Annotated in this window: 34 protein-coding genes; 3 read left to right on the top strand and 31 right to left on the bottom strand. The window is 68.3% G+C overall.

The window, feature by feature from the left end; genetic code table 11:
• From ODR01_RS12690 to ODR01_RS12545, 30 genes are all read right to left on the bottom strand, one after another.
• Complete coding sequence (locus ODR01_RS12690; protein WP_316978036.1) at positions 1 to 330, bottom strand: DUF2730 family protein; 330 nt, start codon at positions 328 to 330, stop codon at positions 1 to 3.
• Positions 331 to 342: 12 nt separating this feature from the next.
• Positions 343 to 552 (bottom strand): hypothetical protein, encoded by a 210-nt coding sequence (locus tag ODR01_RS12685; RefSeq protein WP_316978035.1) that lies wholly within the window; start codon positions 550 to 552, stop codon positions 343 to 345.
• A gap of 5 nt (positions 553 to 557) precedes the next feature.
• Complete coding sequence (locus tag ODR01_RS12680) at positions 558 to 1,163, bottom strand: hypothetical protein (RefSeq protein WP_316978034.1); 606 nt, start codon at positions 1,161 to 1,163, stop codon at positions 558 to 560.
• A 1-nt stretch (position 1,164) separates the two neighbouring features.
• Positions 1,165 to 1,620, bottom strand: a complete 456-nt coding sequence (locus tag ODR01_RS12675; protein WP_316978033.1) for a L,D-transpeptidase — start codon at positions 1,618 to 1,620, stop codon at positions 1,165 to 1,167.
• On the bottom strand, positions 1,620 to 1,910 hold the full coding sequence (locus tag ODR01_RS12670) for a hypothetical protein (RefSeq protein WP_316978032.1): 291 nt from the start codon (positions 1,908 to 1,910) through the stop codon (positions 1,620 to 1,622). The genes ODR01_RS12675 and ODR01_RS12670 overlap by 1 nt, the downstream gene beginning before the upstream one ends.
• A 123-nt stretch (positions 1,911 to 2,033) precedes the next feature.
• The gene (locus ODR01_RS12665; RefSeq protein WP_316978031.1) at positions 2,034 to 2,420 is read right to left on the bottom strand and encodes a hypothetical protein; all 387 of its coding nucleotides are present in this window, start codon (positions 2,418 to 2,420) and stop codon (positions 2,034 to 2,036) included.
• Entirely contained in the window at positions 2,417 to 2,680 is a 264-nt protein-coding gene (locus ODR01_RS12660) for a hypothetical protein (RefSeq protein WP_316978030.1), read from the bottom strand. The genes ODR01_RS12665 and ODR01_RS12660 overlap by 4 nt, the downstream gene beginning before the upstream one ends.
• Positions 2,681 to 2,772: 92 nt before the next feature.
• On the bottom strand, positions 2,773 to 2,967 hold the full coding sequence (locus ODR01_RS12655; RefSeq protein WP_316978029.1) for a hypothetical protein: 195 nt from the start codon (positions 2,965 to 2,967) through the stop codon (positions 2,773 to 2,775).
• 283 nt (positions 2,968 to 3,250) lie between these two features.
• Positions 3,251 to 3,748 carry a hypothetical protein gene (locus tag ODR01_RS12650; RefSeq protein ID WP_316978028.1) on the bottom strand — a complete coding sequence of 166 codons (498 nt, stop codon included), beginning with the start codon at positions 3,746 to 3,748 and terminating at the stop codon, positions 3,251 to 3,253.
• The gene (locus ODR01_RS12645; RefSeq protein ID WP_316978027.1) at positions 3,745 to 3,900 is read right to left on the bottom strand and encodes a hypothetical protein; all 156 of its coding nucleotides are present in this window, start codon (positions 3,898 to 3,900) and stop codon (positions 3,745 to 3,747) included. Before ODR01_RS12645 ends, ODR01_RS12650 begins: the two co-directional genes overlap by 4 nt.
• Complete coding sequence (locus ODR01_RS12640; RefSeq protein ID WP_316978026.1) at positions 3,897 to 4,628, bottom strand: regulatory protein GemA; 732 nt, start codon at positions 4,626 to 4,628, stop codon at positions 3,897 to 3,899. The genes ODR01_RS12645 and ODR01_RS12640 overlap by 4 nt, the downstream gene beginning before the upstream one ends.
• Positions 4,629 to 4,631: 3 nt before the next feature.
• Positions 4,632 to 4,865 carry a hypothetical protein gene (locus tag ODR01_RS12635; protein WP_316978025.1) on the bottom strand — a complete coding sequence of 78 codons (234 nt, stop codon included), beginning with the start codon at positions 4,863 to 4,865 and terminating at the stop codon, positions 4,632 to 4,634.
• Positions 4,862 to 5,140, bottom strand: coding sequence for a hypothetical protein (locus ODR01_RS12630; RefSeq protein WP_316978024.1), 279 nt, complete (start codon positions 5,138 to 5,140; stop codon positions 4,862 to 4,864). The genes ODR01_RS12635 and ODR01_RS12630 overlap by 4 nt, the downstream gene beginning before the upstream one ends.
• An 8-nt stretch (positions 5,141 to 5,148) precedes the next feature.
• Entirely contained in the window at positions 5,149 to 5,373 is a 225-nt protein-coding gene (locus ODR01_RS12625; RefSeq protein WP_316978023.1) for a hypothetical protein, read from the bottom strand.
• On the bottom strand, positions 5,370 to 5,777 hold the full coding sequence (locus ODR01_RS12620; RefSeq protein WP_316978022.1) for a hypothetical protein: 408 nt from the start codon (positions 5,775 to 5,777) through the stop codon (positions 5,370 to 5,372). Before ODR01_RS12620 ends, ODR01_RS12625 begins: the two co-directional genes overlap by 4 nt.
• A 73-nt stretch (positions 5,778 to 5,850) precedes the next feature.
• Complete coding sequence (locus ODR01_RS12615) at positions 5,851 to 6,348, bottom strand: hypothetical protein (protein WP_316978021.1); 498 nt, start codon at positions 6,346 to 6,348, stop codon at positions 5,851 to 5,853.
• Positions 6,345 to 7,055: an HNH endonuclease signature motif containing protein gene (locus ODR01_RS12610; protein WP_316978020.1), complete on the bottom strand. Its 711-nt coding sequence runs from the start codon at positions 7,053 to 7,055 to the stop codon at positions 6,345 to 6,347. The genes ODR01_RS12615 and ODR01_RS12610 overlap by 4 nt, the downstream gene beginning before the upstream one ends.
• The gene (locus ODR01_RS12605) at positions 7,052 to 7,300 is read right to left on the bottom strand and encodes a hypothetical protein (RefSeq protein WP_316978019.1); all 249 of its coding nucleotides are present in this window, start codon (positions 7,298 to 7,300) and stop codon (positions 7,052 to 7,054) included. The genes ODR01_RS12610 and ODR01_RS12605 overlap by 4 nt, the downstream gene beginning before the upstream one ends.
• Complete coding sequence (locus ODR01_RS12600; protein ID WP_316978018.1) at positions 7,297 to 7,659, bottom strand: helix-turn-helix domain-containing protein; 363 nt, start codon at positions 7,657 to 7,659, stop codon at positions 7,297 to 7,299. Before ODR01_RS12600 ends, ODR01_RS12605 begins: the two co-directional genes overlap by 4 nt.
• Entirely contained in the window at positions 7,656 to 7,898 is a 243-nt protein-coding gene (locus tag ODR01_RS12595; protein ID WP_316978017.1) for a hypothetical protein, read from the bottom strand. The genes ODR01_RS12600 and ODR01_RS12595 overlap by 4 nt, the downstream gene beginning before the upstream one ends.
• 4 nt (positions 7,899 to 7,902) lie before the next feature.
• Positions 7,903 to 8,217, bottom strand: a complete 315-nt coding sequence (locus ODR01_RS12590) for a LexA family transcriptional regulator (RefSeq protein WP_316978016.1) — start codon at positions 8,215 to 8,217, stop codon at positions 7,903 to 7,905.
• Positions 8,214 to 8,735 carry a host-nuclease inhibitor Gam family protein gene (locus ODR01_RS12585; protein WP_316978015.1) on the bottom strand — a complete coding sequence of 174 codons (522 nt, stop codon included), beginning with the start codon at positions 8,733 to 8,735 and terminating at the stop codon, positions 8,214 to 8,216. The genes ODR01_RS12590 and ODR01_RS12585 overlap by 4 nt, the downstream gene beginning before the upstream one ends.
• A 112-nt stretch (positions 8,736 to 8,847) precedes the next feature.
• On the bottom strand, positions 8,848 to 9,438 hold the full coding sequence (locus ODR01_RS12580; protein WP_316978014.1) for a helix-turn-helix domain-containing protein: 591 nt from the start codon (positions 9,436 to 9,438) through the stop codon (positions 8,848 to 8,850).
• The gene (locus ODR01_RS12575) at positions 9,435 to 9,695 is read right to left on the bottom strand and encodes a hypothetical protein (RefSeq protein ID WP_316978013.1); all 261 of its coding nucleotides are present in this window, start codon (positions 9,693 to 9,695) and stop codon (positions 9,435 to 9,437) included. Before ODR01_RS12575 ends, ODR01_RS12580 begins: the two co-directional genes overlap by 4 nt.
• Entirely contained in the window at positions 9,689 to 10,027 is a 339-nt protein-coding gene (locus tag ODR01_RS12570; RefSeq protein WP_316978012.1) for a hypothetical protein, read from the bottom strand. Before ODR01_RS12570 ends, ODR01_RS12575 begins: the two co-directional genes overlap by 7 nt.
• Before the next feature lie 9 nt (positions 10,028 to 10,036).
• Positions 10,037 to 11,005: an AAA family ATPase gene (locus ODR01_RS12565; RefSeq protein WP_316978011.1), complete on the bottom strand. Its 969-nt coding sequence runs from the start codon at positions 11,003 to 11,005 to the stop codon at positions 10,037 to 10,039.
• 60 nt (positions 11,006 to 11,065) lie between these two features.
• A complete protein-coding gene (locus ODR01_RS12560) occupies positions 11,066 to 12,997 on the bottom strand; it encodes a transposase domain-containing protein (protein WP_316978010.1) in 1,932 nt (643 codons plus the stop codon).
• Positions 12,994 to 13,458: a DNA transposition protein gene (locus ODR01_RS12555; RefSeq protein ID WP_316978009.1), complete on the bottom strand. Its 465-nt coding sequence runs from the start codon at positions 13,456 to 13,458 to the stop codon at positions 12,994 to 12,996. Before ODR01_RS12555 ends, ODR01_RS12560 begins: the two co-directional genes overlap by 4 nt.
• On the bottom strand, positions 13,458 to 14,342 hold the full coding sequence (locus ODR01_RS12550; protein ID WP_316978008.1) for a ParB N-terminal domain-containing protein: 885 nt from the start codon (positions 14,340 to 14,342) through the stop codon (positions 13,458 to 13,460). Before ODR01_RS12550 ends, ODR01_RS12555 begins: the two co-directional genes overlap by 1 nt.
• A gap of 109 nt (positions 14,343 to 14,451) precedes the next feature.
• Positions 14,452 to 14,745, bottom strand: coding sequence for a helix-turn-helix domain-containing protein (locus tag ODR01_RS12545; RefSeq protein WP_316978007.1), 294 nt, complete (start codon positions 14,743 to 14,745; stop codon positions 14,452 to 14,454).
• Positions 14,746 to 14,921: 176 nt separating this feature from the next.
• On the opposite strand from ODR01_RS12545, the gene ODR01_RS12540 reads away from it, so the two are divergent.
• A complete protein-coding gene (locus ODR01_RS12540) occupies positions 14,922 to 15,671 on the top strand; it encodes a LexA family transcriptional regulator (RefSeq protein ID WP_316978006.1) in 750 nt (249 codons plus the stop codon).
• Positions 15,672 to 15,934: 263 nt separating this feature from the next.
• Here ODR01_RS12540 and ODR01_RS12535 read toward each other — a convergent pair whose 3' ends face one another.
• Positions 15,935 to 16,237, bottom strand: a complete 303-nt coding sequence (locus ODR01_RS12535) for a hypothetical protein (protein WP_316978005.1) — start codon at positions 16,235 to 16,237, stop codon at positions 15,935 to 15,937.
• A gap of 100 nt (positions 16,238 to 16,337) precedes the next feature.
• On the opposite strand from ODR01_RS12535, the gene ODR01_RS12530 reads away from it, so the two are divergent.
• Positions 16,338 to 17,504 (top strand): glutathionylspermidine synthase family protein, encoded by a 1,167-nt coding sequence (locus tag ODR01_RS12530; RefSeq protein WP_316978004.1) that lies wholly within the window; start codon positions 16,338 to 16,340, stop codon positions 17,502 to 17,504.
• A 45-nt stretch (positions 17,505 to 17,549) separates the two neighbouring features.
• Positions 17,550 to 18,086: a DUF1190 domain-containing protein gene (locus ODR01_RS12525; protein WP_316978003.1), complete on the top strand. Its 537-nt coding sequence runs from the start codon at positions 17,550 to 17,552 to the stop codon at positions 18,084 to 18,086.
• Positions 18,087 to 18,095 lie beyond the last annotated feature (9 nt).

Below are 18,095 nucleotides of genomic sequence, written 5' to 3'. Positions count from 1 at the left end.
TCACTTCCCTCCGCCGGTCAGGAGGTAGGTCTCCTGCCGGTCCGTGACGGTTTCCAGTCGCTCGACGATCTTCCCCAGCCCGTCGAGGCGGGCCGTCACGGCCTTCAGATCGCCGCCGAATCCGGAGATCGACAGGGCCAACTCGTGCAGGGCCTTGGAGGTCGGCGTCTCTTCGAGCCGCGCCTCGGCCCTCATGATGCGGTCGCGCAGTTCCTTGACCTCATCCTTGTCGGCCTGGCGCTGCTTGACCCGGTAGGCGAACCACGCCGACCCGATGGAGACGATCAGCATCAGGGCGCTGATCAGAAGCCGCGTGGTTTCGAAGTCCATGGTCCGGCCGCCTCAGTCGTCGCTCAGCAGCTGCTCGCCGAAAGCCGCCGTCATGGCGTTGAGCGCGTCCCATTCCGCCGGCGTCGGGTCTCGGTTCTCGGCCGCCATGCCCTTCACCAGGCCGGCGCCCCAGGTCATCGCCTGGCTGGCGCCCTTGACGCCGCTGATGACCGCCGGCAGCAGCTGCAGGACTTGGGAAGCGAAAGCGAGGGCGTTGATCATGGGGGTCACTCCAGCCCGTGGTTGTTGACGACGGCGACGAAGACATCGACGGCGGCCCGTGCCGCCGCCACCGCCAGCGCCACCTTCGATTCGGCGATGCCCGGCGTGCGCACCGCCGTCTGGGCGGCGGCCAGCGCCGCCGCGGCGTCCCGATAGGCGCTGCGCAGGATGTCGACAACGGCGGGGTCGGAGCAGCCGGCCAGTTGGCTCTGCCCTTCCAGGCAGCGCGGCTGGCTCTCGTAGGCGACGGCGACGGCCAGCGGCGCGTTGAAGTCGGCCTGGGCGGCGAACACCCGTTGCGCCGGCGTCTCGGCCTGCATCGAGGCGCAGGCGCCGAGCAGCAGGCCGACAGCGAGTAGGGCCACCATCGCCGCCGTGCCGCCGCCCGGCTTGGCGGTCAGCGCCGTCTTGGCGGTGATGCGGCCCCAAATGACGAGGGCGAGGCCGACCGCTTCGGCCCCCACATCGATGAGGGTTTGCAGGCTGGCGCCCAGCGCCTCGATCTCCGCCTCGGGCGGCGCCTCGACGCCGGCGATGCGCATGATCAGCGGGACGGTGGTCAGCAACCCGCCGATGATGGTCTTGGACCTAAGGACGAACTTCCCGTTCATGTCAGCTCTCCTGCTCGTGGATCTCTGTGGTGACCAGGTCGTCGCCCACCGCCTCGGCGACGGCCTCCATGTCGCGGTCGTGAAGGCGCAGGCACCCGTAGGTGGCCATCAGGTTGTCGTTGCCCCGGCCGCCGTGGGCGGCGAGATCGGTGCGCCCGTTGACCTTGGCCGCCAGCGCCTGTCCGGAGACGCCTTCGAGCAGGATGGCGTAGCGCCCGAAGGTACGGTGCGGCGGGTCGAAGCGGGTGACCAGGGCCGGCGCGTAGGTGCCGGTGGGGGTGTCGCCCCACGGCCGCGCCGGGTCGCGGGTCGGATTGAGGGCCTCGGCGGCCCGCTTGTTGTCGGCCTTGCCGCGACAGGGCATGTTGTCGAGCACCGGCTTGCCGTCGGGGCCGAACAGGTGGGCGGTCCCCGGCATCCAGCGGTTCCGAGGCAGGTTGACGAACAGCGTGAACATCACGTCCTCTCCCCCGGCGCCGGCGGATCGAGCCTTTCCCAGGACTCGCCGGCCGCCACCAGGCAGCTCGTGCCCTGGGCGTCGGTGACGATGAGGGTCCAGGTGTCGCCGCCCGGCGACGTCAGGACCTCGACCAGGCCGCCGGCGTTGGTGAGCCCGATGGCCACCGGCGCCTCGGCGAATTTCCCCTGGAGGTCGCCCAGCAGCTCGGCCCGCGCGGCGCACATCGTTTGCGATGCGGCCGGCATGGCCGCCGCGACCAGGATCAGGATGAGTGCGACGATGGGCATGGCTCGCTCCGTCTCGATGGAGCGAGCATGACGATGCCGGGGGCCCGCCGGCATCCCGGAAGTCTTCCGGTAGTCACGATTTGGGGAGGGACATCGGGAGGATGAGAGCGCGCGTGCGCGCTGTCAATCGTCCTTCGGGGGCGGGTCGAAGAGGCCTGGCTGGCCATCGTCGGTCAGGCTGTTTCGCACCAGGCGGACGTAGCGTTGGGTGGCGCCGACGCCGCGGGCGATCTCGCGGCTGGTGCCGGTCGCCTGGAGGATGCGGGCCTTCTTGAGATCGCGGAAGACGCCGCGCGGGATCTCGATGGTGGTGCCACCCATGGCGGCCGACAGGGCCTCCATGCGGTCGAGCCCGATGACGGCGACGAAGGGATGGTCGACGGCGGCCGTCTTCGGGATGTACCAATCCTCCTCGCCGCCGAAGGCCTCGGCCAGGGCCACGGCCGCAGCCGCCCCGATAATCTCGGCCAGGCGCCGCAACCCGACCGGCCAGGAGCGGACGTCGGTCATGGCTCGCTCCGCTTCATGGGCTCCCACCGCGAACAGGCCGGGTCCTTGGCGCGGATGTCGGTGGCGGCGCCCGACGTCCATTGGATCAGGCCGCACTTGAGGTACGTTTTCGCCAGCCGCCGGCGGACCAGGTGGTCGCACGTGCCGCAGGTTTCCCCCTCCGGCCCGGTGCCGGGAATGGCGGCGTGGCCCTTTCGCGGCGGCCTGGCCGGTCCCGGCGCCCAGCCCGGGAAGAGCCCGTGGGGGAGACGGTCAGACAAGGGGCGTCATTTCCAGCGCGGCGACGGCGACCAGCATGCCGACGGCGACTCCCAGGAAGAAGCTCAACCAACGATCCATGGCATCCTCGTTTTCAGGACACGGCCTTGCGGCCAATGTCAGTGAGATGGATACCGTCGTCGCTGACGCTGATCGCACCTTCGGTGACAAGATGGGCGCGAAGGCCAGGCCCAATCGGCTCCCAGTCATCGTCGAAAAACTCGGTGGGCAACGGGTCGCGTCCCGTGTTGATGATGTATCGGATATATTGTTTCAGACGCTCTTGCATGGTCTTCTCCTTGCCCCGCAGGGCTCCTCAGATCCACACGCTGCGGAAGCGGGCGTAGACCTCGCGCCCGCGGTCGGTGGCGACAAAGCTGTTGAAGGAGATGCCATTCTTGATCAGGCCCTTGCAGAGAAGGGCGCCGACGGTATCCCTGGCAAAGGCCGCCTCGTCCTGCGGGTTGCGCCCCCCCCCCCGAATCCGCCGGCCCGGTAGACCCGTTCGCCCAGCACGGCGCGGGCCAGGCAGCGCTTCTGGGCGGGGGTGATATGGATTTTCCTCATGGTGCTCACCTGTCCGGTTTGGGTGGGGGCGGCGGTCCAACGGGACGGCGTGTGTCGGGCGTCCTGTCGGCGCACGGCGGAAAGTCGCCGGCGTCCTGCAGGATGAAGTCGCGCCGCACCTCCTCGATGCACCGTTGGCGTCCCTTCGGCGCCAGCCACCTCAGCCACCAGGGGGCCTTGTGGATGCGGCACAGGCCCAGGCCGTCGAGGTGGATGCAATCGATCTGCCGATTAATCCTCATGGCTCCTCTCCTCCCGAAGCGGTGCCAAACCGACACCATGCAGCGCAGCTCGACGTCGTAGACCACGCGCATCCGCCGGCCGGCGGCCGACTTGACCGTCAGCAGATAGCGGGCGGCGCCGGGCCGTTCGTAGGCCGGCCTGGCCCGTTCCATCAGGGCCTCGTAGCGGACGATGTCGTCGGCGGTGATGACGATGCCGCGCTGGCTGGCGCGCTTCATCACGTGCATGTGGCAGGCCATGCGCAGGGACGCGGGGTTCATGGCTTTCTCCCGTAGGCGACGGCGCCGGTGGCCAGGAATCCCAGCACCCACAGCAGCGGCAGGACGACGACGACGGGGCCGCCGGCGTAAACGCTGATCGCGGCGACGGCGGCCCACACGGCGGCGATGGCGAGGGCGCGAGGATAGGTCACGGCGCCACCTCGGCGTCCGCCTTGGCCCGGCGCACCATCGCGCCCAGCGCCTCGATGGCGCGGTCCTTCTCGTCGTCCGACAGGTTGGCCGCCGAGATCGGGCCGGTCCGGAAAAACCGGGACAGCCAGTTCGACAGCGCGCCCGGGTCGGCGATCCGCACGGCCCCCAGCGCGGCCAGGCGCCGCCACTGCGCCTCCATCACCCGGGACCGTGGATCCCAGCCATCGACGATCAAGCCATCGGTGCGCACCTTGTAGGGGCTCCAATCGACGCCGGCGCGCACCGCCATCGCCTTCAGCGCCTCGATCGCCTTGAAGGCCGCTTTCCCGTCCAGCCATTGCAGCGCGTCGATGCCCTCGGCGCGGCCGCCGGTGACGCGCTTCACAAAGGCGACGAGAGCCCTCTCGGAGACGTCTGAGACCGCTCCGAGATGGTAGAGCGAGATCCACAGGGCGCGGATCTTGCGCTGGGTATCGCCGTCGGCCATCGGCCGGCCGCCGGCTCGCGCCGGCGCCTTGCGGATCGGCTTGAAGCCCAGCGTCTTGAAGTGCTCGACGAGGTCGACCAGCTGGGGGTTGCGCAGCCCGGTGCGGGAGCGCTTGCCGTAGCGGGCCTCCAGGATGTCGCGATAGGTTTCGTCGTCGAGGCCGAGGGCCTTCTTGGCGATCTCGATCTTGCCGTAGAGCGAGCGGCGGAAGGGGTCGATCTTGCGGGCGGTGGCGGGCATGGCTCAGAACATCCTTCCATCGGCGATAAGCAGACGGCCCTCCCCGGTGATCTCCCACCGGTTTCGTTTCCACCGGATGAGCCCCTTGCGTTCCATGAAGTCGCGTTCGCGGTAGTGCTCCTCCAAGGCTTCGCTGGAACAATCGGGCGGCGGCTGACCAGGCCCTAGATCCGCCAGGTCCATCAACCAACGACGTTCGACGGGACCGAGAACGATCTTGCGGGTGGCGGCGGTCATAACCGTCTCCCTGGCAACAGATAGCCCTTGACGATTTCCATGAGGCCGAGAGCGACGACACGGTCGGGCACGGCGGCGCGGTAACATGCGTCGCCGGCTTCTCCCTTCCGCCTAAACGCGATGACCATCGCGTCGATCTCCAACCCGCCGTCGATTTCCCGCAACAGGCTGATCAGGACATCGCGCGGCGACCACAATGCGGCGTCCCGGGCTTTTCCAGCGCGGACTTCGGCTATCGATTCCGGATGATCCTTGAAGCTTTCCGCCATCGGCATGACCTCCCCTAGTTCCTCGGCCGGTTGGCGGCATCCGCCTGGTCGGCGGCCGACAGCAGGGCGCTGATGAAAGACGGCTCGGCATCGGTGCCGCACAGCTGGCCGGCGATCCGGCGCGCCTCGTCGGCACTGAGATGTTGGCAGGCCCCGTCTACGGCCTCGTAGACGCCCCACCGGCTGGTGTCGGGGTCGAACTCCATGCCGATCTCGACGTGCACCAGGTCCTCGCTCATGGCGTGCCTCGTCCCTTCATGGTGTCCAGCTTTTCCCACAGGCGATCGGCGCGGCGTTGCAACCGGTCGGCCCTGGAATCCAGCTTCCGGCGGGTGGCGTCGGCAGCCTGATAGGCATCACGGGCACGCGACCATTTCCGCATTGCCTTGTCCGCGGCATTCAGGTTCCCGCCAGCCACCGCCTTCTTCCAAGCCCCCCAGGCCGCGTCCATGGCTTCCACCAAGGGTCTGCTATCGTCGTAGGTTGCCGTTTCCTTCCGCCGCGCCGCGATAGCGCGGCTGGACGCCACCTGCCACTGGGCCAACGTCACGACGTGCGACAGCCGTCGGCCGGCTGGAACAAGCTCGTTGTGCACGAGCTGCAGCAGCTCGTCGCGGTCGAGCGTGTCCAACTCGTCGCTCATGACATCCCCATCTCTTCGAGGAAGGTTTCGCGGCAGGAGGGGTTGATGCAGGGGATGCGATCGGCCATGGCCGTCACTCGCTTCCCTTTGCCCGCCGGGCGAATGACTTCTGTCCAGACGTCTCGAATGGCGTCGGTATGCCCCTAACGGCGTGCAGCAGGTCGACCGGATCGTCAACTAGGGCCGTGCCGAGCAGATACATAAGCTCGGGTTCGAACTTGTCGGGATGCAGGTAGAAGATCACCCGCTTGCCCTGGCCGCAGGCGTAGCCCGCTTCGAGGTGGGCCGAGCGTCCGCATGGCAGCACCATGACGCAGGTGTCGCACCAGTCGAGCGCATCCTTGTCGAGCGAGAAGCCGGCGGCGGCGACCGGATGGGAGGTCAGCAACTCGGCGAACCGGAGCGGCTTCCAGCCCAGCCAGTCGGGATCGATCTGAGACCAGGCAAACCCGGTGTTCCCGGGGGCCGGATTACGGAAGTCGTAGACTTGGTGGCCGGCGTGGCGCAGCAACTTCACGACGTCGGGCTGGATGGGATTGCGCCACGAGGACGCGACATAGATCTTGCTCACCTCTCACCTCCTCCGTTTTTCGGCCGGGCGGACACCTGGCGCGCCCGGTGTTCCAACTCCGCCACCGCCATGATCGACGGCTTGACCTCGGCCGGCGCGGCGTCGTAGCCGCGGCCGTATCGCCCGCCCAGCCGCGGCAGCATGGCGCGCGGGATCGGCTTCCAGTTGGACGGATCGGTGTTCTGCCTGTTGCCGTCGAGGCACTTGAGCGCCATGCCGACGGGCACCGGGCCGTTCTTCTTTTCCCACAGCCACCGATGCTTCAGGACGTAGCGCCGCTCGAAGCCGGTGTGGGGGTTCGTCTCCTCGATGGAGATCTCGACGTAGCCGTCCTTCGACACCCGCTCGTGGCCGGCATACCTGGTGTTGCGGGGGAGCTGCCCCTTCTTGAAGCGGGTGCGGGCGGAATTGGGGTTGTAGGGCATCGGCTGGCCCTTGTTGGCCGGCACGTGGCCTTTGGGGAACTGACCCGTCCTGCCGGTCGACCAGCCCTTGCGCGAACAGAGGGCCTTGAAGTTCTGCGGTGAGACGTCGGTCCGCCCGAACGTCTCTACGAAAAGCGCATGCAGCTCGCGGCGAATCATGGCCCGCCTCGCCTCGATGAAATCGAGTTCCGCCGTGCTGTAGGGGATAGGCCGGCCCCGGCCCTTCACTATCCGGGCCTCCTCGGCATAGAAGTCGTCCCAGGTCCAGGCAAAGCGCGTCATTTCTCGGGCTCCTTCGGCCCCCCGAGCATCGGCAGATGCTGGAAGAAGCGGTCGCCGTGATCGGCCACCAGCTTGCAGGCCGAGAGCTGCAGGTGGGCACCGCCGATGATCTGGTCGGCCACCTTCACCAAAGCGTCGGTGCGCTTGACCTCCTGTTCGATCTGCTCGCCCGACAGTTCCTCGTTGGAAAGGCGTTCGAGCTGCATGAACAGGTGGTCGTTGAGGTCGGTCAGTCGGTTTTTCATCGATCATTCTCCATGTCACGTTGATTGGGCGTCGTCTCGGCTACCCACCAGACGATGGCCTTGCGGCCGCTGGTGTTCGCTCGCCGGAAGCCGCTGTCTGAAATCAGTTGCATCCGCGCCAGCTCCGAGAACCGGGGGCGCGTGGTGAAGGGGGTCAGCTCCAGCTGGGCCGCCGCCTCGTCGGGCGTCAGCCCCAGGGCGCCGGCCTCGCGGATCGCCGCCAGCACCCGCTCGCGCAGGCGGGTGGCGCCGTCGGCGATGCTCTCGGCCGCCGCGATCGAGGTGTCCGCCGGCCGCGCGCCCGGGACGTCGGGATAGACGTCGAACAGATCGGGCTGGCGGGCGGCGGCGGGCATCATCTCACCTCGGGGACCGGGTCGGGCTTGGGCGGCGCCGCCGCGGCGAGGACATCGCCGGCCAGCTTCCCGGCCTTGTCCGGGCTGAGCGCCATGACGTTCTCGCCGTTGACGGCCAGCCACCACCAGCCGTCGGCGTCGCGCAGCCAGGTCACCTCGGCAGGCTCCAGGCGCCGCCGGACGATCGGCACCTGGACAGTGACCTCGGTGAACTCCTTCGGCGTGTAGGGGGCGGTGACCATGGCCTCACACCCGCCCGTTGTCGTATTGCGCGAGCGCCAGGAAGGCCTGGCCGGACGTCGTCATCTCGACCGGGCCTTCCGGCGGCAGCACGACGTCGGCCGCCGGAATCAGGGCATGCTTGGCGTTGGGCCGGCGCGGCCGGAGCCACCCCTTGTCGGTGAGGATGGCGACCAGACGGGCGATGCTATCCAACGACCTGTAGTCAAGTTCGTCGCGGAGTTCCCGGAACGTGGGCGCGCGGCGGAGGTCGGCCCAATACTCGGCGATGACGCCCAGGCAGGCGCTCTGGATAGGGGACAGGGGAACGAGCTTCCTCATTCCTCGCACTCCTCTTCCCCGGCGCCCAGCAGCGCGTCGACCAGCTTGTCGATCTCGCTGTCGGTCGGCTGGGCGATGGCGACGTCGCCGGCGTCTGTCACGGTGACGCCGATGCGCTTGAGGTCGGCGGCCGGCAGGTGGTTGAGGGCCGCCTTGATGGGCCTCTCACTCACCTTCACGAGCTGCCTGAAGCGGTCCGGGAAATGCTTGCGGATGAGGGCGACGACGGCGCCGGCGTCGGCGATCGTGATCCTGCCCTTGGCCTTGGCGTAGCCGCAGCGGATGCCATGGAAGATGTGCGTCTTCGGCTTCGCGAACAGGGAGCGGCTCTCCTCGATGGCGACCACCAGGGCCGCCTTGCGGGCGGCGGCCTGGTTGATCAGTTCGCGGATGGCGGGCAGGCGCCGGCGCTTGGCGGCGGCGATCTCCTCCTCCAGCCCCCGCACGTTCTCCTCCAGCTCGCGGCGCGCCTCGCTGAAGCCGCGCGCCAGGCTTTCGATTTCCGAAAGGGTTTTCATCGGTTCCTCCAGGTGTTGGGATTGACGGCCCGGACGACGGCGAAGATGGCCTCGACGGCCAGGCCGATGGCGTAGAACAGGCGGTTGCGGGCGCGGATCGCGCGGTGGCGTCTCATGCCACGATCCCCTCGGCCAGCGGCGAGACGTGCCGGTTCTCGTGGCGGCAGCGGTCGCAGAGGGCGGGATACCGGCTGACGATCGGCTGGCGGCACTTGAGGCAGGCGCGGGCGCGCGGCGACGTTTTCGCCCCCGCCCGCAGCGCCGCGATCTCGGCGTCCTGGGCCGCGATCCTCGCGGTCAGGCGGGAGATGCAGGCGGCGAGCTTGGTGATCTCTGCGTCGCGCTCCGCCAGCGGACCGTCGAGCCGGGGCACCTCAAAATCCTTGAGGCTGGCCGCCTCCCCGGTCGACAAGCCCAACACCTGCTCGCGCGCCCGGGCGACATTGGCCGCCAGATCCGGATCGCTGGACACGAGATCGCCGATCCGCGCGATCGCGTGCATCACCGTGGTGTGGTCGCGGCCGCCGAAGGCGCGGCCGATCTCCGGCAGCGAGCGGGGGGTCAACTCGCGGGCCAGGAACATCGCGACCTGGCGCGGCCGGGTGACCGCCAGGGCACGCCGGGCGGTGGTCATTTCCATGACCGGCACGCCGAAGACGTGCGCGGTCGACTGCTGGATGGCGACGATGGTGATATGGCTCATGATCCACCTCCCGCGGGCAGGCCGAGGGTGACGCCGGCGCGGTCCAGCTTGCGGGCCAGGCGGACGACGTTGGCCGGCGTGTTGGCGTCGTTGAGCTGGGCGGGCAGCGGCAGGGCGAGATCCTCCATAGCCTCGACGCGGTCGGCGTCGAGGTCGAAGTCATCGAGCGCGGTCACCAGCATGGCCAGGGTCAGATGCCCGGTTTCGAGGGCACGGCGCAGGGTGGCGGCGCGGTTGCGGATGTCCTGGCTCAGCATCGTACGGCCCTCCTGTAGGCTTGGTTCTGGGAGCGCATCGAGGAGGAGACGATCCTGTGCGCCTCCTCCTCGCTGACCCCGAACGTGTGCTTGTTGAACGCCCTGGCGATGGCCTCGGCGTCGGCGATCGACAGCGTGACCCGCTCCGGCGGCCGGTCGCGCGGCGGCCATTCGTACGTCGGCACCGGCCAGTATTTCGGCTCTCCGCGCGTCACGAAGCAGAGGTTCTGTTCGTCGGCATGGAGGCACACGTCGCCACGGCGCATCCACCATTCGTCCGGGATGTAGAAGGCCACCTCGCGGCCGTCCGTCCTGGTTCCGATCATCGGCATGGCCGCCTCCTATTCCGTCACCGTCGAGGAGGTGCCGAGGCGCTCGAACGCGGCCTTGATGTGCTTGATGGCGCGCGTCTCGCCGGCGCCGGCCGCCAACATCGAGGCCAGCTTCATCACCTTGGTCATGACGCGCAGCGCCCCGGGCTTGCGGGCGACCGATTTCAGGAACCGGATCTCCTCGGCGTCCTCGACGCCCCACGCCTTGATCAGCGCGCACATGTCCGCCGCCTTCGGGCGCGGCTGCGTCTTCCTCATGTCGATCCGCGAGAACAGCTGGGCGAAGCCGGCGCTGCGGCCCTCGCCCTCCAGCCGGTTGTAGACGGTCTCGTTGCCGACCAGCGCGATGCCGACGCCGTAGAGGTCGTAGAGCGAGCGCAGCTGGTCGAGCGCCTTGGAGTCGAGGTGCTGGGCCTCGTCGACGATCAGCAGCCCCTGGGCGCCGTCCATCTTGCGGCCGATGGCGCGCGACAGCCTGGTCATCACCCGTTCGGTCAGGCCCAGCTTCTCGGCGATCGCCGACAGCATGGGATAGACCGTGCTCGAGCACGGCTCCATGGTGACGATCCAGACGTTGGGATTGGTGGCGGCGTACTGCCGGCAGGTCTCGGTTTTGCCGACGCCGGCACCGCAGGCGACCACGACGATTCCCGGCAGCGTCTGGGCGTACCCCAGCATGTCGAGGATCTCAGCCGAGGTCGGCGTCATCTGGAAGCCGGGCGCCTCGGGGATGCGGGCGGCCTGGCGCTTCTTCTCGACGCGCGCGCCGAGCCAGATCTGCACCTCGCCGGCGACCTTGTCGTTGTTGCCCTGGTATGTGCCGGCCAGCCAGCCGGTGAAGGTGCCGTAGGCGACGCCCGATTCGCGGGCGATGTCGGTCTGCTTCAGCCCCTCGGCCTCCATGATGGCCCGCACCTTGGCGCGGATCTCGGCCATCTCCTCGGCGGTGAAGGTGGTTTCTTCCTTGATCTTCAGCATGTATGATGACTCCTTGCTTTCGGGGTTAAGAGGGCGCGTCCGCTGGCAGGCGGCGCGCCCTCAGTCTTCCCGGCCGCCCTTCACGACCTGGAGGCCGGCGTGGAAAGTGTCGGCAAACCACTTCTCGTTCTGCTGGATGGCGGCCGGGTCCGGCGCCGCTACGGCGACGGCGGCGTTGCCCGCGAACATCCGCACCGTCTTGGTCTCGGGGGCCGGGGTCTCGTCGATCTCGGGCATCAGGGCCGCCACCATGTCGGGGGTCCACTTGCGCTCGATGGCGGCCATCGCCTTGGTGGCCTTGAGCCACGCCTTGCGGTCGCGGTTGTGTTCGCGGCCCTGGTCGACCGAGAGATACCCCACCGCCTCCCAGCACTCGGCGAAGCCCAGGTAGGCGCCGTCGAGCCGATAGGCGTGGACGCCGGCGTGCAGATCGTCGGGGTCGAAGCGGGCCACCACCTTCTGGCCGATCCGCTCGTGCAGGAACTCGCCCCAAAAGCGGTTGCCCAGCAGGTGGATGGAGCCGTCGGGTGTGCGGGCGGTCACCGGCTCGGCCGCCAGCATGGCCATGCGCAGCTGCTCGTCGGTGGCCTTGGTGATGACGGACTGGGCGTAGGAGCGGGCGAAGGCGTCGTCGAAACTCATGGTGCCGCCGCAGACCCGGGTGCGCCGGCCGGGCCGCGCGTTGTACTGGCGCACGCCCTCGGCGAAGACGGCCATGAACTCGTCGAACCCGACGGCGCGGCTGCCGTAGTTCGCCGGCTTCGTGGTCGGGCTCGACCCGGTGTAGGCGCCGGCGAAGGCGGGATGCGTCGAGATGGCCTGGCAGAACTCCTTGAAGGCCCGTTCGATCGGCTTGCTCTGCCCCGAATAGGGCCGGCACCAATGGACCTCGACGCCGAGGCTGGTCAGCACGCCGTCCATCTCGCCGGCCGTGACCTTGAAGCGGTAGCGGGTCGGCTGGCCGCCGGTGATCAACTTGGCGGCGAACTCCCGGCCGTTGTCGAGGAAGGCGAGGCTCATGACGCCGTAGGCGCGGAAAACGTCGTAGAAGGCCAGCCGCGTGCCGGTGGCGGTGGGGTTGAGGTCGACGCGCCAGGCCAGGATCTTGTTCGAATAGAGGTCCTGGACGGCGATGATCGAGGGCCTGTCCACCGTGCCGTCGGGGAACCTGACCATGACGTCGATGGTGTGGTTGTCGGCGTTGACGGCTTCCAGCGCGTGGAAGCAGGTGCGGTCGCGCTCCTGCCAGGGGAACATGCGGCGGGCCGCCTCCTCGCCGTCGCGCAGCAGCGTGACGATCGCCGCCGGGATCTCGCGCTCGATGCGCCGGCGCAGCGTGCGCGCCGCCGGGATCTGCCAGCCGTTCGCGGCGGCGGCCTGGCGCAGGTCCTCGTAGCAGTTCTCGAAGGGGCGCTTCTCGGGGCGCAGGTAGTCGGCCTTGATGAACTCCCAGGCCTCGGGCGAGAGGCCGGCAACGGACGTCCGCCCCTGGTGGCGCGGACACAGGTGGGGCAGCCAGTCGGCCTCCTCGATCCCGGCCACCAGGTTGAACCACGCGTAGAGCGTGCTGGCGCCGATGGCCCGCTGGTGGGCCACCGTGGCCACCGCCAGGTTCACCTGCACGCCGCCCTTCTGCAGGATCTTGACGGCGCGGATCGCCGCCGCCCGCTCGCCGGCCACGGCCTTCCTCTTCTCCGGCTGCCGGGCAAACCAGTCCCACAGCTCGGAGCGGCCGGCCGGCGCGGCGGGCGCGCTCTCCGCCCCCAGCTCCCTGACCAGGGCCATCTGCGCGCGGGTCGGCAGCAGCGTGGAGTGGTATTCCCAGCCGCCGCCGCGTCCCTCGCGCCTGCGGGCCAGCGGCTCGCCGGCCATGTTGAGGCGGGCGCGCCAGCCATCCCTCTCGGCCATCAGGCGGATTCCCCGCTCGGTGTCGGGCATGCCCGGCAGCTTCATCGCCGCCAGATGGGCCGGCGCGAACCATTGGTCGTTCAAGGTTTTCCCCCCTTGCGTGCGATGCGATGGGCCGCGTCCAGCTCCCTCGCGATCTCTTCCTTCTTGATGGCCAGTTGCCCGACCTCGACCCACGGCAGGAAGCGGTCCTCGATGACGGAATGGCCGAACGGCTCGGCGGCCAGCTGCAGGGCGCGGACGTCGCCGGTGACATGGACCAGGGCCAGCAGCCGCAGGAACGGGATCGTGTGTTCCCGGCGGGCTTCCGAGGCGTAGGCGTCGAGCATGTTGCGGGTGACGTTCTCGCCGAGCCAGGCGCCCATCTCGGCCGCCACCTCGTCGCGGTCCCGGCCGCTGTCCCTCAGGGTGGCGGAGACGGCGTGGGCGACGCGGGCGCGCAGCGTCGAGGCCCTGACCGTCTGTTCCTCGTACCGCTTGACCAGCGTCGGCGGCTGCCAGTCCAGCAGGTCCATCGTCTGCCGGTCGTCGCGCGACTTGACCATCACGCGGTCTCCCCGCCGCCGTGCTGGCGGGCGCGCTCGGCGAGCAGGGCCGCGATCTCCTCGGCCTGCGGATCGGGCAGCGCCAGCACCCAGCTGCGGCGCATGCCCTTCGGCATCCTCATCCAGCGGTCGAGCAGGCCGTTGAGCTTCTTGACCTCGGCGTCGAGCCGCGTGCGCCCCTCGATCCGATCGATGGCCTCGGCCACCGAGCGGGCGGGCTGGTCGGGATCGAGGACGAGGGCGAGGATCTTCGCCTGCCGGCTGGGGGACTGGTGGGACAGAAGGTCGAGGTCGGCCCGGCTGTCCTCGATCGGGCTGCCGGGGATGCCCTCCCGCGACGCCGGCGTGAGCCGGCCATACATCGAGGTCAGGCGGGTGACGGTGTCCTTGTGCAGCCCGACCTTCTGGCCGGTCTCCTCGCTGAAGGGCAGGAAATTAAACGACACGATGTCGTTTAATTCCGCCTTGCCCCTGCGGCCGCCCTTGCCGCCCCGCTTGGTCTCGGGGTGGATCTCGATGTAGATGGCCTTGCGCTCGGCCAGGAAGGCGGCGCGCGAGAAGGTGCTGAGGTTGTGGTGCAGCAGCTGGGCGTCGATCTCCAGGAGGCGCCGCTCGCGGGGCTCCATCTCCTTCACCACGGCCCACACGCTCTTCGATCCCGCGCGGGTGAGGGCGGCCAGCCGGTGGCGGCCATCGATCAGATCATGCAGCCCTTCCCCGTCGGCCGTACCGACGTCGATCGGTTTCTCCTGGCCGTGGACCGGCTCCCTGTCCTTCGCCCGTTCCAGGATCGACGCCTCAAGGACGTCGACCCAGGCTTCGTTGACCGGCCGCAGGCGGTTGCCGATGCGGATCTTCGCGATGGAGATGAGGACGGTCTTCATGATCTGGCGCTCGAAAGAAAAAGGGCGGCCGGCTCATGGGGGGGAAGAGCGCCGGCCGCCAGGTGAAGGGGGGCTTCGGGGGATGATGGGGAAATCGCGGGCCGGGTGTTCATGCCGCCACCCGCTTTTGACAGTGACCGGCCTGGGCCGGTCGGATATTCTTGGTGCCGGTTTTTGAGGGAATGCGGTCGCCGCGTTCGTCGAACCACAGGGGCCAAAGCTCGTTGAGGGATTTGCCCAGGTAGTTCGCGATGACGCGGTTCCCCGAAGGCTGGGGACGGTAAAGCGCGGCGCGTGTCGTCGAGTCCGAAAGATCGTGCCGGCGGGCCAGTTCGGCCAGCGTGACGCCGGTCTTGCGGACCATGGCTTTGACGTCCTCGGCGTGGGTGTTCTGGACCTTCATTCTCTCTGACCTGGTACCCGGCCCTGCAGGCCGGCTTTATTCGGACGCGCGGTATCACGTACGTGATGGATTATGGACCATAAAATTGGTCCGAGACAAGCCAGAAAGTTGTTCCGAGTTCAGTTTGTTGGTTCTGCCGTCGGATTTTTTATTTTTTCTTTCTGGATCAAATAGTTATGCCTAAGTCGGAAGCCACGTTCGAAGTCGGAAGCCGAGTTCCGAGTTTCAGGTCGGAAGTCGGAAGCCGACTCAGGGAGGTAGAAAAGTCGTTCAAAAACCGAGCGACGGTGGCGGCCGTTTGCGGCGTCTCAAAGTCGACCTTTCAGAATTGGGTCGAGGGGAGGGCCGATCCGTCCTTCGAGGGCCTGTCCAGGCTATCGGCCGAGACCGGCATTTCCCTGGACTGGCTGGCCACCGGCAGGGGCGAGATGCGCGCCGCGGCCAGGCGCGAGGCGGTGTTGCTGGGCGGCCTGGCGGACGGCGACCAGGCGGCGTTTGAATCGGATGCCGGATTCGTGCTGGTGCCGCGCTACAACGTCGAGGCCTCGGCCGGGCCGGGCGCCCTCAACGGCCACGAGCATGTGGTGGATCACATGGCTTTCCGCGCGGATTTCGTGCGCCGCGTGCTCCGGGCCGATCCCGATCACCTGGCCCTCATCATGGCGGTCGGCGATTCGATGGAGCCGTCGATCCGCGCCGGCGACCTCTTGTTGATCGACCGTTCCGTCGACCGCATCATGGACGACGCGATCTACATCCTCGGCATGGGCGACGAGCTGGTGGTCAAGCGCGTGCAGCGATTCTTCGATGGCGGCCTCGTCGTCAAGAGCGACAACATCGCCTACCGCGAGCAGACTATTACGCCGGAGGCCGCCCCGAACCTGCGCGTCGCCGGGCGCGTCAGGTGGATCGGCAGACTGATTTGAGAGCCCTCTCAGAGACCTTTGAGGCGCCGCCCCGTGACTCCAGATTCAAGTGTCAAAAAGGTCGGGTACGATGCCCACTCCAGAAACGAAGGCGCGAGGCGCGATTTTTTTGGAGCGCCCACGGAGGCCGCGGATTCACTGGCGATCCCACCATATCCCGCCCCGTCCCGCCCAATCCCGCCTGACTCCAGCATCAAGTGTCAACGCACACTTCCCTCCCCCCTTTGTGGGGGAGGGTTGGGAGGGGGGCCTTCAGGCCCATCTCACGTCGAGGTGTGGTCGTCGGCCGGGGGCGTGCGCGTCGGCTCGTCGGGCTTGGGCGCGTCGGGGTTCTTGCGCCGCAGGATGATGTCGCCGTTGTCCAGCACCTTGGGCGGCTCGAACTGGGGGATCGATTGGATCAGGCCGTTGAGCGCCTTGAGCATCTTTTCGGCCCCGTCGCGCAACGCCTTCTCGGCCTGCTCGGCGCGATTGGAGAGCGGCGTGTCCTCGGCGGCACGCGCGGGCGACAGGCCGAGTCCGGCGCAGAGGGCGGCGACGCAGAGAAGGGAAATGATCTTGATCATGATGGCATTTCCTAGCCGATAATTATGGCCTTTCGGTGGCGGAACCTGTAGCAAAGGAAGGCCGTTCCATCAACTGCCGCCGAACCCCCGGAGCCCTTCCATGCAGCGCATCGCCGTCGAACCCCGCGCCGACTGGCAAAGCCAGGCCGAGGCCCAGGGCTTCGTCTTCCACACCATGTACGGGGCCCCCTATTGGGACGAAACGCGGGCCTATTCCTTCACCATGGCCGAGATCGAGGCCGAGATCGAAGATCCCACGGCGGCGCTGGAAGGGATGTCCTACGCCGTGGTCGAGCGCGCGGTCAACGAGCCCGGCCTGCTGGATCGCCTGCGCATCCCGGCCGAGTTCCACGATTTGGTGAGGGCGAGCTGGCGGCGCGGCGACAAGAACCTTTACGGCCGCTTCGATTTCGCCTATGGGGCCGGCGGCCCGGCCAAGCTTCTGGAATACAACGCCGACACCCCCACCGCGCTGTTCGAAAGCGCCGTCTTCCAGTGGATCTGGCTGGAACAGATGATGGAACGGGGCGCCCTGCCCAAGGGGGCCGACCAGTTCAATTCCCTGCACGAGCGCCTCATCGAGGCCTTCAAGCGCTTCGGGATTGCGCCCAACGTGCTGCATCTGGCCGCCATCACGTCGAGCGCCGAGGACCGCGGCACGGTGGAATATCTTGCCGACTGCGCGATCCAGGCCGGGCTCAAGACGGTGCTCATCGACATGGCCGCCATCGGGGTGGACGCCTCCGGCCACTTCACCGACCTCGACGACGCCGTCATCACGCACCTGTTCAAGCTCTATCCGTGGGAGTTCATGGTGACGGAACCCTTCGGCCGCCACCTGCTGGCCGACCGCACCGCCGTCATCGAGCCGGCCTGGAAGATGGTGCTTTCGAACAAGGGGCTGCTTCCCTTGCTGTGGGAGATGTTCCCCGGCCACCCCAACCTGCTGCCGGCCTGGTTCGCCGATCAGCCGGGCGAGCCGTGGCAGGACCTGGAGGCCGTGGTGCGAAAGCCGCTGTTCTCGCGGGAAGGCGCCAACGTCGAAATCCGCAAGGGGGCCGCCATCGTCGCCGCCACCGACGGCGAGTACGGGGCGGAAGGCTTTGTCGTGCAGGCCCATACCCCGCTGCTGAAGGTGGGCGACGACTACGCGGTCCTCGGCGCGTGGGTGGTGGCCGGCCAGCCGGCCGGCCTCGGCATCCGCGAGGACGCCTCGCCGATCACCAAGGATTTGTCGCGTTTCGTTCCCCATTTCATTGCGCCGTAGCGCCGTCCATGGCACTCTCCGGCAGAAGCCAAAGGAAATCCCCGCATGAGAAGATCGCGTTTCGTCAAGCTGCTCTCCATGGGCACCGCCGCCATTGCGCTCACCGCCTGCGAAGATCCGGCCAACACCGCGGTCTTTGAGACGGTGCAGCAGTGCATCGACAGCGGCATGTACGATTCCAATACCTGTCGCTCCCAGTTCGACCAGGCCCAGAAGACCCACGTCGCCGCCGCGCCGGTCTTCACCAGCGCCGAGGAATGCCAGGCCCAGTTCGGCCCCGGCAAGTGCGAGGCGGCGCCGGCCGGGACGCAGCAATCCCAGGCCACAGGCTCGGGTTCGGGTTCGCTCTTCATGCCGCTCATGATGGGCTACATGATGGGCAGCATGTCGCGCGGCGGCGTCGGCGTGCCGCCGCAGCCGCTCTATCGCGGCTGGGAAAACGGCCGCTCGGGGGCCTTCCGGGCCGCCGATTCGACGGTGGTTTCCAACACCACCGGGCGCACCTCCGTCAACGCCGCCGCCTTGCGTAGCCCGACAATGGCGCGCGGCGGCTTTGGCGCCCGGGCCGTCGCCGGCAGCTGATCCAGGGCG

The organism is Shumkonia mesophila (genome assembly GCF_026163695.1).
Classification (GTDB): Bacteria; Pseudomonadota; Alphaproteobacteria; order Rhodospirillales; family Shumkoniaceae; genus Shumkonia; species Shumkonia mesophila.
The sequence above is the reverse complement of the archived record's forward strand: the minus strand, read 5'-3'. Positions and strand labels throughout refer to the sequence as shown.

Coding starts and splice junctions, on each gene's coding strand:
- ODR01_RS12690 (WP_316978036.1), bottom strand. CDS start 330: ATGGACTTCGAAACCACGCGGCTTCTGATCAGCGCCCTGATGCTGATC.
- ODR01_RS12685 (WP_316978035.1), bottom strand. CDS start 552: ATGATCAACGCCCTCGCTTTCGCTTCCCAAGTCCTGCAGCTGCTGCCG.
- ODR01_RS12680 (WP_316978034.1), bottom strand. CDS start 1,163: ATGAACGGGAAGTTCGTCCTTAGGTCCAAGACCATCATCGGCGGGTTG.
- ODR01_RS12675 (WP_316978033.1), bottom strand. CDS start 1,620: ATGTTCACGCTGTTCGTCAACCTGCCTCGGAACCGCTGGATGCCGGGG.
- ODR01_RS12670 (WP_316978032.1), bottom strand. CDS start 1,910: ATGCCCATCGTCGCACTCATCCTGATCCTGGTCGCGGCGGCCATGCCG.
- ODR01_RS12665 (WP_316978031.1), bottom strand. CDS start 2,420: ATGACCGACGTCCGCTCCTGGCCGGTCGGGTTGCGGCGCCTGGCCGAG.
- ODR01_RS12655 (WP_316978029.1), bottom strand. CDS start 2,967: ATGCAAGAGCGTCTGAAACAATATATCCGATACATCATCAACACGGGA.
- ODR01_RS12650 (WP_316978028.1), bottom strand. CDS start 3,748: ATGAACCCCGCGTCCCTGCGCATGGCCTGCCACATGCACGTGATGAAG.
- ODR01_RS12640 (WP_316978026.1), bottom strand. CDS start 4,628: ATGCCCGCCACCGCCCGCAAGATCGACCCCTTCCGCCGCTCGCTCTAC.
- ODR01_RS12635 (WP_316978025.1), bottom strand. CDS start 4,865: ATGACCGCCGCCACCCGCAAGATCGTTCTCGGTCCCGTCGAACGTCGT.
- ODR01_RS12630 (WP_316978024.1), bottom strand. CDS start 5,140: ATGCCGATGGCGGAAAGCTTCAAGGATCATCCGGAATCGATAGCCGAA.
- ODR01_RS12625 (WP_316978023.1), bottom strand. CDS start 5,373: ATGAGCGAGGACCTGGTGCACGTCGAGATCGGCATGGAGTTCGACCCC.
- ODR01_RS12620 (WP_316978022.1), bottom strand. CDS start 5,777: ATGAGCGACGAGTTGGACACGCTCGACCGCGACGAGCTGCTGCAGCTC.
- ODR01_RS12610 (WP_316978020.1), bottom strand. CDS start 7,055: ATGACGCGCTTTGCCTGGACCTGGGACGACTTCTATGCCGAGGAGGCC.
- ODR01_RS12605 (WP_316978019.1), bottom strand. CDS start 7,300: ATGAAAAACCGACTGACCGACCTCAACGACCACCTGTTCATGCAGCTC.
- ODR01_RS12600 (WP_316978018.1), bottom strand. CDS start 7,659: ATGATGCCCGCCGCCGCCCGCCAGCCCGATCTGTTCGACGTCTATCCC.
- ODR01_RS12595 (WP_316978017.1), bottom strand. CDS start 7,898: ATGGTCACCGCCCCCTACACGCCGAAGGAGTTCACCGAGGTCACTGTC.
- ODR01_RS12590 (WP_316978016.1), bottom strand. CDS start 8,217: ATGAGGAAGCTCGTTCCCCTGTCCCCTATCCAGAGCGCCTGCCTGGGC.
- ODR01_RS12585 (WP_316978015.1), bottom strand. CDS start 8,735: ATGAAAACCCTTTCGGAAATCGAAAGCCTGGCGCGCGGCTTCAGCGAG.
- ODR01_RS12580 (WP_316978014.1), bottom strand. CDS start 9,438: ATGAGCCATATCACCATCGTCGCCATCCAGCAGTCGACCGCGCACGTC.
- ODR01_RS12575 (WP_316978013.1), bottom strand. CDS start 9,695: ATGCTGAGCCAGGACATCCGCAACCGCGCCGCCACCCTGCGCCGTGCC.
- ODR01_RS12570 (WP_316978012.1), bottom strand. CDS start 10,027: ATGCCGATGATCGGAACCAGGACGGACGGCCGCGAGGTGGCCTTCTAC.
- ODR01_RS12565 (WP_316978011.1), bottom strand. CDS start 11,005: ATGCTGAAGATCAAGGAAGAAACCACCTTCACCGCCGAGGAGATGGCC.
- ODR01_RS12555 (WP_316978009.1), bottom strand. CDS start 13,458: ATGGTCAAGTCGCGCGACGACCGGCAGACGATGGACCTGCTGGACTGG.
- ODR01_RS12550 (WP_316978008.1), bottom strand. CDS start 14,342: ATGAAGACCGTCCTCATCTCCATCGCGAAGATCCGCATCGGCAACCGC.
- ODR01_RS12545 (WP_316978007.1), bottom strand. CDS start 14,745: ATGAAGGTCCAGAACACCCACGCCGAGGACGTCAAAGCCATGGTCCGC.
- ODR01_RS12540 (WP_316978006.1), top strand. CDS start 14,922: ATGCCTAAGTCGGAAGCCACGTTCGAAGTCGGAAGCCGAGTTCCGAGT.
- ODR01_RS12535 (WP_316978005.1), bottom strand. CDS start 16,237: ATGATCAAGATCATTTCCCTTCTCTGCGTCGCCGCCCTCTGCGCCGGA.
- ODR01_RS12530 (WP_316978004.1), top strand. CDS start 16,338: ATGCAGCGCATCGCCGTCGAACCCCGCGCCGACTGGCAAAGCCAGGCC.
- ODR01_RS12525 (WP_316978003.1), top strand. CDS start 17,550: ATGAGAAGATCGCGTTTCGTCAAGCTGCTCTCCATGGGCACCGCCGCC.